This is a genomic window from Mycolicibacter sp. MU0083 (genome assembly GCF_963378075.1).
GTDB lineage: Bacteria > Actinomycetota > Actinomycetes > Mycobacteriales > Mycobacteriaceae > Mycobacterium > Mycobacterium kokjensenii.
The window spans coordinates 2287075-2300207 of sequence record NZ_OY726394.1 but is presented as its reverse complement, the minus strand read 5'-3'; the positions used below and the strand labels follow the sequence as shown (position 1 = coordinate 2300207).

Sequence of the window (13133 nt, the reverse complement as noted above, 5' to 3'; positions counted from 1 at the left end):
CGACACGGCGTAATTCACAGCGTTACCGCAGGTGACACGGAGGAGATCTGTCTTGTCGCGCGACCACCGCCGGTATCCAATCAAAGATAATGAAAATCATATTCATCGCGATGGCGGGTGCCCGGCCGTGACGGCTCCGGCGCCGGTGTGGATGGCATCACCGCCGGAGGTGCACTCGGCGCTGCTGCACTCCGGGGCCGGTCCGGGACCGCTGCTGGCCGGCGCGTCGGCATGGTCGGCCTTGAGCGCCGAATACGCCGATATCGCCGGGGAACTCGACGCGGTGCTGGCGACGGTCCGGGCCGGGGCGTGGTCGGGTCCGAGCGCCGAGTCGTATGCGGCGGCGCACGGTCCCTACCTGGCCTGGCTGGTCCGGGCCGGCTCGGACAGTGCGGTCACCGCCGCCCGGTACCAGACGGCCGCCGGGGCGTTCGCCGCAGCGCTGGCCGCGATGCCCACTCAGGCGGAACTGGCCGCCAACCATGCCGTGCATGCGGTGCTGGTGGCGACGAACTTCTTCGGGATCAACACGATTCCGATCACGCTCAACGAGACCGATTACGTGCGGATGTGGGTGCAGGCCGCCGTGACCATGTCCGGCTACGCCGCGGTGAGCGGCGCGGCGCTGGCCACGCTGCCGCGCACCGCGGCGGCGCCCCCGATCGTCAAGGCCGACACCCGGCCCGCGGATGCCGGCGGCCACCCGGGCACCGATCCCACCGTCGACGATCCACTGGATCAACTGATCGCCCGACTGCTGCACACCGCCAGCAACGGACAGGTCAACTGGGATCCGGCGCACGCGATGGTGAACGGGATCCCCTACGACCAGTACACCGATCCCAGCCGGCCGATGTTCTGGCTGGTCCGTGCCCTGGAACTGCTCGAGGATTTTCAGCAGCTCGGCGTGAACTTCCAGCAGAACCCCGCAGTGGCGTTCCAATATCTGGTCCAGCTCGCCGAGTTCGACTGGCCGACGCATATCGCCGAGATCGCCTCGGGGATCGGCCAGTCGCCGGCGTTGTTCGCCGCCGCGGTCGGCGTCCTGGTCGCCCCGGTCGGCGGGCTGGCGGGGTTGGCGGGCCTGTCCGGGCCGCCACCGCCTGTCGTCGCGGCACCGGTGGCCGGTGCGCCCATGGTCCTGCCCGGTGGCGGTGCGGTTTCGGCGGGCCCGGCCGCATCGGCCATGCCACCGGCTCCGACACCGACACCGGCCCCGGCCCCGGTGCCGGTGTCGGGGGCGGCCGGTGTCGGGGCCGGAGTTCCCCCGGGGCCGCCTCCGCCGGGTGCGGCCCCGGGGTTCCCGCCGTATCTGATCGGCCCGCCCGGTACCGGGGCCGCAGTCGGGTGGCCCGCCCGTTCCGGTGTGTCCCGCAGCGCTTCCGAACCCCGCGGTGCGGCCGCGGTGGATGCCGCGGCCGCCGCGGCGCGCGACGAGGCACGGGCCCGACGCCGCCGACGCGCACGCAGGCGTCGCCCGGCCGACGCGGCGATGGACATCGGTGTTCGCGTGGAGCCGGACCGGGACACCTCGCCGGCCGCGTCCGGCATCGTGACGATGTCGGCGCGCAGCGCGATCCACACCGGATTCGCCGGCACGCAGGCGCGCGAGGTCGCCGCGGCCGCGGGGATGACGACGGCGGTCGGAGGGAGCCTCGGCGACGGCCCGCGGGCACCGTTGTTGCCGACCGGTTGGAGTGCCGCGCCACACCAAGAGTTCGGGGAGCCGAAATAAGAAGTTCGCCTATAGTGACACCTTGTGTTCGGTCCGGTCTGGATGGCGGTCGCGCCCGAGGTGCATTCGGCGCTGCTGAACTGCGGTCCGGGCCCCGGGCCGATGCTTGCCGCCGCCGACGCCTGGACCGCGCTGAGCGCCGCCTACCAGGCGACGGCCGACGAGCTGACGGCCGTGCTGACAACGGTGGCGGCCGGGCTGTGGCAGGGCGTCGCCGCTGAGCAATATCTTGCGGCACACCAGCCCTATCTGGCGTGGCTGCACCGGTCGAGCGCGGACAGCGCACAGCTGGCGGCCGGACACCGGACATCGGCTGCGGCCTATGGCGCCGCGCAGGCGGCGATGCCGACGCTCGCGGAACTGGCCGCGAACCATGCGGTCCACGCGGGCTTGGTGGCCACCAACTTCTTCGGGATCAACACCATCCCGATCGCGCTCAACGAGGCCGACTACGCCCGCATGTGGTGGCAGGCCGCCACGGTCATGGCGACCTATCAGGGCACCTGTGCGGCGGTGGTGGCCGCGGCCCCCGCCGGTGCCACGCCGCCGCCGATTCATCGACCGGCCGCGGGCACCGCGGCGGACTCCTCGGAGAACCCGCTGCAAGGTCTGCTGGACCTGCTCCAGCCGATCCTGAAAAGCCTGGGCATCCAAGACGGCGTGACCGCACACGACCCGATGATCTCCAATGGCGTGACCACCGCCGTCGCCCATTTCCTGGAGAATTTCGGGATCCACTGGAATCCTGCCGCCGGGACGCTCAACGGGCAGGTTTACGACTACTACTCGAATGCGGCGCAACCGATCTGGTACCTGGCCAGGTCGCTGGAGCTGTTCGAGGACTTCCTCAACGTGACCCAGGATCCCAGTCGGCTCATCCCGGCGCTGCAATACATCGCGGCGCTGATGCTGTTCGACTGGCCGACCCATATCGCCCAATTCGCCACCGCGGTCAGCCAGTCGCCGGCCCTGTTCGCCGCCGCCGGTGCGGTGCTGGCCCCGGCCGGCGCCCTCGGCGGCCTCTCCGGACTCGCGGGGCTCGGGTCGCCGGCCGCGGCGGGAGTGCCCCCGGTGCCGACGACGCCGTTGCCCGCGGTGGAGATACCGACTGCCGCCGCCGGTCCGGCCGTGATGACGCCGCCCGCGGGCCCTCCCACGGCGCCACCGGCCACCGTGCCGGCCGGCGCGAGCCCCGCGGCGCCGCCGTCCGCGCCGGCGGCCGCACCGACGGGTCCGGCTCTGGTCCCGTATCTGATCGGCGGCGGTCCCGGCATCGACACCGGTTCGGGACTCGGGGCCCACGCCGGCATCCCGGCGACCGCCACGCGCAGGACGCACACCCCGGCCGTCGACCCGATTGCGGCCGTGACGCCCGCCCGCCGGACCGACCGTCGCCGAAGGCGCAGGAGCAGGCCGGGACACCAGGACGCGGTGTTGGATATGACGGTCGGAGTCCGCCCGGACTGGGCGCCGACGTCGGCGTCGGATCACGGCGGCGGGGAACTGGGCCGTGCCGGTGCGGTGTCGCCCGACGGCCCGCGGGCGGCCGGACTCACCGCCCGACTGCAGCTGCCGCTACTGCCGGAGACCTGGCAGCACCGTTAAGGATCGAGCACGATCGAGCCCACCGTGCGCCGGCCCTGCAGGTCCCGGTGCGCCTGTGCGGCATCGGCCAGCGGGTAATGCCGGCTCACCGTCACCGTGAGCGTGCCGTCGGCGATCGCCTCGAACAACTCACCCGAACGCCAACCGAACTCCGCGGCGGTACGGGTGAAATGAACCAGATTGGGGCGGGTCAGCATGACCGAGCCGGCCGCGTTGAGCCGCTGCGGATCCACCGGCGGCACCGGCCCGCTGGCCGCACCGAACAGTGCCAGCGTCCCACGCACCGACAGGCTGGCCAGGCTGGCGTCGAACGTCGTCGCACCCACCCCGTCGTAGACCACGGCCACACCGCCGTCACTCAATTCGCGCACCCGGGCACCGAACGCCGCGGCGTCCTCGCCGGGGTAGTCCAGCACCTCGACGGCGCCGGCTTGCCGGGACAACTCGGCTTTGGCCGGACTCGACGCCGTGGTGATCACCCGGGCGCCCAGGGCGGTGGCCCACTGGGTCAGCAGCAGGCCCACCCCGCCGGCGCCGGCGTGCAGCAGCACGGTGTCGCCGGGCTGCACCGGATACACCGATTTCACCAGATAGTGCGCCGTCACCCCCTTCAACAGTGCGGCGGCGGCCACATCGGAGCCGATCCCCGCGGGGAGGACAGCGGTCAAAGCCGCAGGCGCCGTGCAGTATTCGGCATAGGCGCCGCGGGCGGCAGCCGTCACCACCCGGTCGCCCACTTGCGGTGATCCCACGCCGGAACCGACCTCGACCACCGTTCCCGCGGCCTCGTTGCCGACCACGAACGGCAACGCGGCGGGGTAGATCCCGGACCGGAAATAGGTGTCGATGTAGTTGACCCCGATCGACTCGGTGCGGATCACCACCTCGTCGGCGGCGGGCGAGGGCCGAGGCCGGTCGACGTAGCTCAAAACCTCGGGTCCACCGGTCGCGGCGACTTCAACGGCGTGCATGGTGACTATCATCTCCGAACGTGAGGTCTGCATGAAGCTGGCCCGGCCCGACATCTTCCATCCGCGCATCGTGTTGGCGGTCGATTCGCGGCGCGGCCACCCCGGCGCCGTTGTGACATCGGAGGCTGCCGGCGGCGCCGACGACACCGGCGACGCCGGTCTGATCGATGCGCTGCGCCGCCGCGGGCTCCAGGCCCGGCGCCTGCCCTGGGACGACCCCGACACGCTCGAAGCGGACCTGGTCGTGCTGCGCACGGCCGGCGCGGACCGGCCGGCCGAATTCGCGGCGTGGACCACCCGGGTGCGCAATCTGCTGAACCCGCCCGAAGTCGTGGCGTGGAACGCCGAGGCCCGTTACCTGGCCGATCTGCAGTGCGACGGGGTGCCGATGGCGGTGGGCCGCGCGTCCTCGGAGGTCACGTCGCTGGTGTTCTTCGGTGCGGGCCGGTCGCACGCGTTCGGTGCCGCGGGCCCCGACCCGGACTTCGAACTGTGGGACGTGGGGCGGTGGGCGCTGCGCTCGGCCGCCGAACGGCTGAGCATCCGTATCGAAGAACTGCTGTACGCGCGCATCGAGGTGGCGGGGACCGCCGCCGACTCCGGTCTGGTGAGCCTGGATCTGATCGCCCCGGACCTGGGCTGGGCGGCACTTGTCCGCGAGCAGCGCGAGTCGGCTCAGCGGCGATTCGCGGTGGCGGTCGGCGCGGCCCTAGAGCGTCTGGGGCTGGGTCCGCTCGCGCAGCGACGCCCATAGCGCCGCGGTCGCCCCGGTGACCAGCACCGCGCCCGCGACGTGCAGGATCACCAGCACCGCCGGTACGCCGGTGAAGTATTGGACGACGCCGATCACGCCCTGGGCGAACGTCAGGGCGATCACCAGCGCCAGTCGGCGGATCACGACCTTGGCCGCCCGGACGGCAGCCAGGGCGAAGCACAGGCCCACCAGCAGCCCCAGGAAGGCGATCAGCAGGGACTCGTGCAGGTGGGCGAGTGTGGCGACTTCCACCTTGAGCCGGGCCACCGTGCGGGTCGCGCTCTTGTCTCCGGCATGCGGGCCGGCGCCGGTCACCAGGGTGCCGGTCACCAGCACCGCGGCCAGGGTGGCCGCACACAGCGCGGTCAACCCGCGCAGCGGCGCAGGCACCCGGTCGATCACCACGGCCGATTCGTCGTCGGGTTCACCGACTTTCGCGTGGAACTGCACCGCCAGCCACACCATCAGCATGGACACCAGCAGGTGCACCGCCACGGTCCACCACGCCAGCCCGGTGCGCACCGTGATACCGCCGATCACCGCCTGCAGCACCGTGGAACCGGGCATCAGCCAGGCGTAGACCAGCACCTCGGTGCGTCGCCGGGCCCGGATCACCGCGAGTACGGCGCAGGCCGCGGTGATGACCACCGCGAAGGTGACCATCCGGTTGCCGAATTCGATGGCCTGATGGATCCGCGGGACTTCGGAGACGGCCACCGGGACGTAGCTGCCCGGGAAGCACTGCGGCCAGGTCGGACACCCCAACCCCGATGCGGTGACCCGGACGATCGCCCCGGTGACCGAGATGAATCCCTGGGTGAACACGACCGCGGCCGCCAGCCAGCGCTGGGTGCGCAGACCCGGCTCGGGCAGCAGGTCGACCAGGCGCATCAGGAACCGTCCCACGCGCCTGATCGTAGAGGATCGGTAACTACGTCCTGTAGTAGGTCAACTGAAGCGGAACCACCGCACCGCACCGACCGCAGCCAAGACGCCCCACACCACCAGTACCGCGATGCCGAACCAATCGACCGAGACACTCAGGGCCTGGGCCAGTGCTTCGGTGAGTGCGCCGGAGGGGGTCAGCCGGGCGAGCCAGCGGATCGCGCCCGGTACCAGGTCGGTCTCCACCGTCAGCGCCGAGAAGCCGCCGAAGACGAACCACAGCAGGTTCGCGCCGGCCAGCACGATCTCGGCTCGCAGGCTGCCGCCGAGCAGCAGGCCCAGCGCCGCGAAGCACGCGGTACCCAGCGCGATGGCCACCGCTCCCAGCATCAGCCCGGCCACCGGCGGCCGCCAACCCAGTGCGAGTCCGATGGACCCGAGCAGCACCGACTGCAGCAGCACCACGGTGGCCACCGACAGCGATTTACCGGCGATCACCCCCCACACCGGCAGTGCGGTGGCGCCCAGCCGTTTCAGTGCCCCGTAGCGCCGGTCGAACGCCACCGCGATGGCCTGACCGGTGAACGCGGTGGCGATCACCGCCAGGGACATGATCACCGGCAGCACCGTGGTGGCACGCTCGGTATGCCCGTCGCCGAACGGCCCCAGGGGCAGCAACGTCAACCCGATCAACAGGGTGATCGGGATGAACATCGTCAACAACAGTTGTTCGCCGTTGCGCAGCAGCAGCGCCAGCTCCAGCCGGTACTGCGCCGCCAGCATCGCCGGCACCCCGGCCGGCCGCGGATCCGGGGTGAAGGTGCCCGGCGCGAAAGTCCGCTGCGTCATGGCCGAAGCTCCCGTCCGGTCAGCTCCAAGAACACGTCCTCGAGGCTGCGCTGCTCCACCCGAAGCTGCGTGGCCAGCACATCCATCCGCGCGCACCACGCCGTGACGGTGGACAGCACCTGCGGGTCGATGGTCCCGCCTTCGACCAGATACTCGCCGGGCTGCAGTTCATCGACTCGATACCCCTCCGGCAGCGCGGCGACCAGCAGGGTCGGGTCCAGCCGCGGGGGAGCGGTGAAGCGCAGCTGCCCCTGGGCACCCCGGCGGGTCAGCTCCGTCGGCGTTCCCGCGGCGACGACCGTGCCGTGGTCGATGATCAGCAGCCGATCGGCCAGCTCTTCGGCTTCGCGCAGATGGTGGGTGGTGAGCACCACGGTCACGCCGTCGCGGCGCAACGCGTCGATCAACTCCCAGACCAGCAGCCGGGCGTGGGCGTCCATGCCGGCGGTCGGTTCGTCGAGGAAGACCAACTCCGGGCGGCCGACCAGTGCACAGGCCAGCGCCAGGCGCTGCTGCTGCCCGCCGGAGAGCCGACGGTAGGTGGTGCGTGCGGCATCGGTCAGGCCGAGGGTGTCCAGCAGCCACTGCGGGTCCAGCGGGTTCGCCGAATACGACGCCACCAGCTTCAGCATCTCGCCGGCCCGCGCGGCCGGGTAACCGCCGCCGCCCTGCAACATCACCCCGATGCGTTCCCGCAGCCGGTCGTTGTCGGCGATCGGGTCCAGGCCGAGGACTTCGATGGTTCCGGCGTCCGGGCGCACGAAGCCCTCGCACATCTCCACCGTCGTCGTCTTGCCGGCGCCGTTGGGGCCGAGCAGGGCGAACACTTCGGCGGTCTGGACCTCGAGATCGAGGCCGGCGACCGCCTCGACCGCGGTCGGACCGGCCCCGTAGCGTTTGCGCACCCCGCGCAAGCGCACCGCGACACCTGAGTTCACGGAGAATCAGCGTAAGCGTCGGTGGCCGAGGCCGGCCGGGGGGTGGGCTGCTGCGGCGACTCCTGCTTCGGTTCGGCGCCGTCGGGGCCCGCCGATCCGCCCGGTTCGGGCGGCCCGGCCGGCAGCTCCCGCCACGGCAGCCGCCGATAGGTGAGCAGGAACAAGCCGAGCACCACCACCGCGCTGGCCAGGGTGGCGTCGACGATCTGGAACAGCGCGAATCGGTCGCCGTTGGCCGTGGGGCCGAAGATCCCCACCAGCAGGGTCACGCTGATCACCGCGATCCGAAAGCTCGCCCGCGTCGCCCAGGCCGCCAGCGGGATGATCGCCCACACCAGGTACCACGGCTGGACCACCGGGAACAGCAACACGGTGATACCCAGCGCGACGCCGAGCCCGCCGACCGGGTGCAAGCGGCCGCGGAAGACCACCAGCAGCAGCCATGCGACCAGCACCGCGATGATCAGCACGCCGATGGTGCGGGTCAGCGACAGCACGGCGGTGGTGTGATCGCCCAGCCCCAACAGAATCCCGACCTGACCGGTGCCCAGCGCGATCAGGGTCGGCGGTGACATCCAACTGCGGACCACGTTGGCGGTGCCCAGGGTGAAGACCCAGCCGAATCCGAGGTCGCTGGCCCAGCCGATCAGTCCGGTGACCGCGACGGCCAGCGCGCTCATGCCCGTACCGGCCAGCACGAACGCCCGCAGGTCGCCGCCCATCCGCCAGCCCAGCGCCATGGTCACGAAGCCCAGCGCCAGCAGCGACGGCAATTTGACCTGCGACGACAGGGTGATCAGCACCGCTCCGGCCACCAGTTCGGCCAGCGGCACCCAGTCGTGCGGGTCCGGGCGTTGCCACAGTCGCGGCAGCAACGGCCGGGCGGCGGTGATCCCGCGCAGCGCGAATTCGGTGCCGGTCAGCATCAGCCCGAGCATCAGGGCTTCGTTGTGGATGCCGGCCACCAGATGCATCAGCAGCAGCGGGTTGGCGGCCCCGAGCCACAGGGCGCTGACCTCGGCGACTCCGCAGCGCGCCGCCAGCCGCGGCACCGCCCACACGATCATCCCGACGCCGATGAGCACCACCACCCGGTGGCACAGCACAGCGGTGACGATGTTCTCCCCGGTCAGCGCCGAGATGCCGCGACCGATCCACAAGAACAGCGGCCCGTAGGGGGCCGGGGTCTCGCGCCAGAGACTGGGCACCGACAGGGTGAATACATGGTCGAGTCCCAGGGCCGGGGCCGGGCCGATCCGGTACGGGTCCAGGCCCAGCCGGGAGATCTGGCTCTGTGCCAGATAGGAGTAGACGTCCTTGCTGTACATCGGCGGGGCCACCAGCAGCGGCAGCATCCACAGCAGCAGGGTGCGGTCGAGTTGGCTGCGTGACATTCGCCGGGCCGGACCGCCGGCGGGTTTCGACGGCGACGTCAGCGCGAAGCGACCCAACATCAGCCAGGCCAGCGCCATCATCACCGCGCCGGTGGTGGTCATGGTCAGGGCCACCGTCTGCAGGCGCGACGGCAGGTTCAGCAGCCGGACTCCGAAGGTCGGGTCCTGCACCACCGGCCGTGCGCCGGCACCGAGCGCTCCGATCGCCATCAGCACCGTGCCGGTGGCGCCGAACAGTCGGGTCCTGCGCAGTGCGACCAGTTCGACGGCATCGAGGGGGGCGGCGACGGTGCGCTCGTCGCCGTGCAGATGCGCGATCGACGTGCTCAACGACTGCCGGCGGGGTGCCATCCCAGGAGCGTAACGGCCGATCCCGTTCCGCCGGCGCGCACATGATGTGACGAGCGCAACGCTGAATCAGGGCCTGAACTGAGGTAACCCTTTCTAGACCGAGTCCCCGAATTGCGTCACACTGGTGTTGTGAAATTCGAGGCCGAGGTGAAGGCCAGCACCGAAACCGCCGGGCAGCGCCCCGGCGGCGCGGTTATGGCAGACACCCAGCCGGCGGGCGACCTCGCCGGCGGTCACGACACCCGGCACGCGGTGGTGCGGTTGCTGATGGAATCCGGATCGATCACCGCCGGGGAGATAGGCGCCAGGCTGGGGCTGTCGGCGGCCGGGGTGCGACGACACCTCGACGCCCTGATCGAGATGGGGGACGCCGAGGCACATGCGGCGGCCTCCTGGCAGCAGGTCGGCCGCGGTCGGCCGGCGAAACGGTTCCAACTCACCGACGCGGGCCGGAGCAAGCTGGGCCACCGCTACGACGACCTCGCGGTGGCGGCCATGCGCCAACTCCGCGAGATCGGCGGCGAGGACGCGGTCGTCGCGTTCGCCCGCAAGCGCATCGACACCATCCTGGCCAAGGTGGCGCAGGCCGCCACCGTGACCGATGACGATGCAGACCTCGAGGCCACCGCCGAGCGCATCGCCGGTGCGCTGTCGGAGGCCGGCTACGCCGCCACCACCGCCCGGGTCGACGGCGGTGTACCGGGAGTGCAGATCCTGCAGCATCACTGCCCGGTCGCCAACGTCGCCAAGGAGTTTCCGGAACTGTGCCGGGCCGAACGCCAGGCGATGGCCGAGGTCCTGGGCACCCACGTGCAGCGCCTGGCCACCATCGCCGACGGCGGCTACGTCTGCACCACCCATGTGCCGCTGACCAACCGGAGCATCAAGGCCGCCAAGGCCGGTAAATCCGCCGCGGTCGGAGCCGTCAAAAAACAGCAATAGCAGCACCGATCGACCTTCGCGCAGACCCTGCGCCGAAGCCATCACGAGCACCGAAGGAGCGTCACCATGACACTCACGCCGGAGGCCACAGCGCCCGCTTCGGCGGCCGTCGAGCCGTCGACCCAGGAAGAGACGATCGCGTCGCTGGGACGGTACGAATACGGTTGGGCCGACACCGATGCCGCCGGCGCCGCCGCCCAGCGCGGCCTGTCCGAGGCCGTGGTCCGCGACATCTCCGCGAAGAAGAACGAACCGGAATGGATGCTGGAAGCCCGACTGCGGGCCTACCGGACGTTTCTGAAGAAGCCGATGCCCAACTGGGGTTCGGATCTGTCCGGCATCGACTTCGACAACATCAAGTACTTCGTGCGGTCCACCGAGAAGCAGGCCCAGACCTGGGACGACCTGCCCGAGGACATCCGCAACACCTACGACCGCCTGGGCATCCCGGAGGCCGAGAAGCAGCGCTACATCGGCGGCGTTGCGGCGCAATACGAATCCGAGGTGGTCTACCACAAGATCCGCGAGGATCTGGAAGCCCAGGGCGTCATCTTCCTCGACACCGACACCGCGCTCAAGGAGCACGAAGACCTGTTCCGGGAGAACTTCGCCACGGTGATCCCCGCCGGCGACAACAAGTTCTCCGCCCTCAACACCGCGGTGTGGAGCGGTGGGTCGTTCATCTACGTGCCCAAGGGCGTGCACGTCGACATCCCGCTGCAGGCCTACTTCCGGATCAACACCGAGAACATGGGCCAGTTCGAGCGCACCCTGATCATCGTCGACGAAGACGCCTACGTGCACTACATCGAGGGCTGCACCGCGCCGGTGTACTCCAGTGACTCGCTGCACTCGGCGGTGGTGGAGATCGTCGTCAAGCCCGGTGGCCGGTGCCGCTACACCACCATCCAGAACTGGTCGGTCAACGTCTACAACCTGGTCACCAAGCGGGCCCGCGCCGAGGCCGGCGCCACCATGGAGTGGGTCGACGGCAACATCGGCTCCAAGGTCACCATGAAGTACCCCGCGGTGTGGATGACCGGCGAGCACGCCAAGGGCGAGGTGCTCTCGGTGGCCTTCGCCGGCGAGGACCAGCACCAGGACACCGGCGCCAAGATGCTGCACCTGGCGCCGAACACCTCGTCCAACATCGTCTCCAAGTCGGTAGCGCGCAGCGGCGGCCGGTCCTCCTACCGGGGCCTGGTGGAGATCCACAAGGGCGCCAACGGATCGAAGTCCAGCGTCAAGTGCGACGCCCTTCTGGTCGACGACGTCTCCCGCAGTGACACCTACCCCTACGTCGACATCCGCGAGGACGACGTGACCGTCGGCCACGAGGCCACGGTCTCCAAGGTCAGCGAGAACCAGCTGTTCTACCTGATGAGCCGCGGCCTCACCGAGGACGAGGCCATGGCGATGGTGGTGCGCGGCTTCGTCGAGCCCATCGCCAAGGAACTGCCGATGGAGTACGCCCTGGAACTCAACAAGCTGATCCAGCTGCAGATGGAAGGCTCGGTGGGCTAGTGACGAGTTCTCTGACCGAAGCGGTCGAAGGCGTCAACAAGGGAGCCCAGTTCACCTCGTTCGACGTCGACGCCTTCGAGGTTCCGCACGGTCGTGACGAGGCCTGGCGGTTCACCCCGCTACGCCGGCTGCGCGGCCTGCACGACGGGTCCGCGGTCGCCGATGCGGCCGCGACCATCGAGGTCGACGGCTCGGGGTCCGTACGCACCGAGACCGTCGCGCGCGGCGACGAGCGCCTGGGTGCCGCCGGTGTTCCCGCCGACCGTGTTGCCGCCCAAGCCTTCTCGGCGTTCCGCGATGCCACGGTGGTGACCGTGCCCAAGGGCGTCGAGATCGCCGAACCGGTCACCGTCACCGTCACCGGCCCCGGTGCGGGCACGACGGCCTACGGCCATCTGCAGTTACGCGCCGAGGAACTGTCGCGGGCAACGGTGGTGATCGATGTGCGCGGCAGCGGAACCTACGCCGACAACGTCGAATTCGTGGTCGGTGACGGCGCACAGCTGACCGTGGTGTGGATCGGCGACGGCGCGCAGGACCTGGTCCACGTCACCATGCACCACGCCGCGCTGGGCAAGGACGCGGTGTTGCGCCACACCGCGGTACAGCTCGGCGGTGAACTCGTCCGGCTGACCGGGCGGGTCCGGTTCGACAGTTCCGGCGGCGACGCGGAACTGCTCGGCCTGTACTTCGCCGACGACGGCCAGCACCTGGAGTCGCGACTGCTGGTCGACCACGCCCAGCCCAACTGCCGCTCGAACGTGCTCTACAAGGGCGCGTTGCAAGGCGACCCGGATTCGGCGCTGCCGGATGCGCACACCGTCTGGGTCGGCGACGTGCTGATCCGGGCGACCGGCGTGGCCACCGACACCTTCGAGGTGAACCGCAACCTGGTGCTCGCCGACGGCGCCCGGGCCGACTCGATCCCGAACCTGGAGATCGAGACCGGTGAGATCGTCCAGGCCGGGCACGCCAGCGCCACCGGACGATTCGACGACCTGCAGCTGTTCTACCTGCAGGCCCGCGGCATCCCCGAAGACCAGGCCCGGCGGCTGATCGTGCGTGGCTTCTTCGGCGAGATCATCGCCCAGATCCCCGTGCCGGAGATCCGGGAACGCCTCACCGAAGCCATCGAGCGTGAACTCGCGGTCACCGAGAACCGATAACCCCGCAGACATCGACTAA

11 protein-coding genes are annotated in these 13133 nt (G+C 70.5%); 6 read left to right on the top strand and 5 right to left on the bottom strand.

Annotation, left to right across the window (positions count from 1 at the left end):
• Positions 1-151: 151 nt before the first annotated feature.
• Both RCP38_RS10570 and RCP38_RS10565 read left to right on the top strand, forming a co-directional pair.
• On the top strand, positions 152-1735 hold the full coding sequence (locus RCP38_RS10570) for a PPE family protein (RefSeq protein WP_373692509.1): 1584 nt from the start codon (positions 152-154) through the stop codon (positions 1733-1735).
• 24 nt (positions 1736-1759) lie between these two features.
• The gene (locus tag RCP38_RS10565) at positions 1760-3340 is read left to right on the top strand and encodes a PPE family protein (protein ID WP_308472932.1); all 1581 of its coding nucleotides are present in this window, start codon (positions 1760-1762) and stop codon (positions 3338-3340) included.
• On the opposite strand, the gene RCP38_RS10560 is transcribed toward RCP38_RS10565, so the two are convergent.
• Entirely contained in the window at positions 3337-4311 is a 975-nt protein-coding gene (locus RCP38_RS10560; protein WP_308472931.1) for a quinone oxidoreductase family protein, read from the bottom strand. The genes RCP38_RS10565 and RCP38_RS10560 overlap by 4 nt on opposite strands.
• A 31-nt stretch (positions 4312-4342) precedes the next feature.
• Between RCP38_RS10560 and RCP38_RS10555 the strand changes: the two genes are divergently transcribed.
• Positions 4343-5065, top strand: a complete 723-nt coding sequence (locus RCP38_RS10555) for an ATP-grasp domain-containing protein (protein WP_308477194.1) — start codon at positions 4343-4345, stop codon at positions 5063-5065.
• Here the strand turns inward: RCP38_RS10555 and RCP38_RS10550 are convergent.
• The 4 genes from RCP38_RS10550 to mptB are packed head-to-tail and all read right to left on the bottom strand — an operon-like array spanning position 5021 to position 9482.
• Entirely contained in the window at positions 5021-5956 is a 936-nt protein-coding gene (locus RCP38_RS10550; RefSeq protein ID WP_308477192.1) for a COX15/CtaA family protein, read from the bottom strand. The genes RCP38_RS10555 and RCP38_RS10550 overlap by 45 nt on opposite strands.
• 57 nt (positions 5957-6013) lie before the next feature.
• Positions 6014-6799, bottom strand: a complete 786-nt coding sequence (locus tag RCP38_RS10545; RefSeq protein ID WP_308472930.1) for an ABC transporter permease — start codon at positions 6797-6799, stop codon at positions 6014-6016.
• Entirely contained in the window at positions 6796-7737 is a 942-nt protein-coding gene (locus RCP38_RS10540; protein WP_308472929.1) for an ABC transporter ATP-binding protein, read from the bottom strand. Before RCP38_RS10540 ends, RCP38_RS10545 begins: the two co-directional genes overlap by 4 nt.
• Positions 7734-9482 (bottom strand): polyprenol phosphomannose-dependent alpha 1,6 mannosyltransferase MptB, encoded by a 1749-nt coding sequence (gene mptB, locus RCP38_RS10535; protein WP_308472928.1) that lies wholly within the window; start codon positions 9480-9482, stop codon positions 7734-7736. The genes RCP38_RS10540 and mptB overlap by 4 nt, the downstream gene beginning before the upstream one ends.
• A 195-nt stretch (positions 9483-9677) precedes the next feature.
• Here mptB and RCP38_RS10530 point away from each other — a divergent pair, with 195 nt between their 5' ends.
• The 3 genes from RCP38_RS10530 to sufD all read left to right on the top strand — a co-directional run bounded on the left by RCP38_RS10530 (position 9678) and on the right by sufD (position 13114).
• A complete protein-coding gene (locus RCP38_RS10530; protein WP_308477191.1) occupies positions 9678-10424 on the top strand; it encodes a helix-turn-helix transcriptional regulator in 747 nt (248 codons plus the stop codon).
• 66 nt (positions 10425-10490) lie between these two features.
• On the top strand, positions 10491-11948 hold the full coding sequence (gene sufB, locus RCP38_RS10525) for a Fe-S cluster assembly protein SufB (RefSeq protein ID WP_308472927.1): 1458 nt from the start codon (positions 10491-10493) through the stop codon (positions 11946-11948).
• Entirely contained in the window at positions 11948-13114 is a 1167-nt protein-coding gene (gene sufD / locus RCP38_RS10520) for a Fe-S cluster assembly protein SufD (RefSeq protein ID WP_308472926.1), read from the top strand. The genes sufB and sufD overlap by 1 nt, the downstream gene beginning before the upstream one ends.
• Positions 13115-13133 lie beyond the last annotated feature (19 nt).

Coding starts and splice junctions, on each gene's coding strand:
- RCP38_RS10570 (WP_373692509.1), top strand. CDS start 152: ATGGCATCACCGCCGGAGGTGCACTCGGCGCTGCTGCACTCCGGGGCC.
- RCP38_RS10560 (WP_308472931.1), bottom strand. CDS start 4,311: ATGCACGCCGTTGAAGTCGCCGCGACCGGTGGACCCGAGGTTTTGAGC.
- RCP38_RS10555 (WP_308477194.1), top strand. CDS start 4,343: ATGAAGCTGGCCCGGCCCGACATCTTCCATCCGCGCATCGTGTTGGCG.
- RCP38_RS10550 (WP_308477192.1), bottom strand. CDS start 5,956: ATGCGCCTGGTCGACCTGCTGCCCGAGCCGGGTCTGCGCACCCAGCGC.
- RCP38_RS10545 (WP_308472930.1), bottom strand. CDS start 6,799: ATGACGCAGCGGACTTTCGCGCCGGGCACCTTCACCCCGGATCCGCGG.
- mptB (WP_308472928.1), bottom strand. CDS start 9,482: ATGGCACCCCGCCGGCAGTCGTTGAGCACGTCGATCGCGCATCTGCAC.
- RCP38_RS10530 (WP_308477191.1), top strand. CDS start 9,678: ATGGCAGACACCCAGCCGGCGGGCGACCTCGCCGGCGGTCACGACACC.
- sufB (WP_308472927.1), top strand. CDS start 10,491: ATGACACTCACGCCGGAGGCCACAGCGCCCGCTTCGGCGGCCGTCGAG.